The organism is Neisseria sp. HMSC061B04 (genome assembly GCF_001836705.1).
Classification (GTDB): Bacteria; Pseudomonadota; Gammaproteobacteria; order Burkholderiales; family Neisseriaceae; genus Neisseria.
In genome coordinates, this window is sequence record NZ_KV830216.1 from 1 (window position 1) to 356 (window position 356).

Below are 356 nucleotides of genomic sequence, written 5' to 3' on the forward strand. Positions count from 1 at the left end.
ACATATTACAAACAACTGGCTTTATATCTCAAAAAATACTACAAAATCAGCGTAGAGAACCCAAGAAAAATAAAAGGTTACGCCATATCAGAACTACAAAGAGCCAAAACAGACAAACAAGATGCAAAACTGATAGCCATGTATTGCCAAGAAAAAAGCCACAGATTGAGAGAATGGCAACCGCCGGAAAAAGATCAGCAGGAACTTGAAGAACTCACAAAATATTTAGACTATCTGACAAGACAAAGAGCAACCGAAAAAAACAAACTCCATGAATCACCCGACTACATAACAGCACATATTAAAACAACCATAGACAACCTGACAGCCCAAATTAAAGCCGTAAAGCAACAGAT

The 356-nt window shown here is 37.1% G+C and carries 1 protein-coding gene; it reads left to right on the top strand.

Annotation, left to right across the window (positions count from 1 at the left end):
- A partial coding sequence (locus HMPREF2661_RS08870; protein WP_141759998.1) for an IS110 family transposase occupies positions 1 to 356 on the top strand: 356 nt, incomplete at both ends.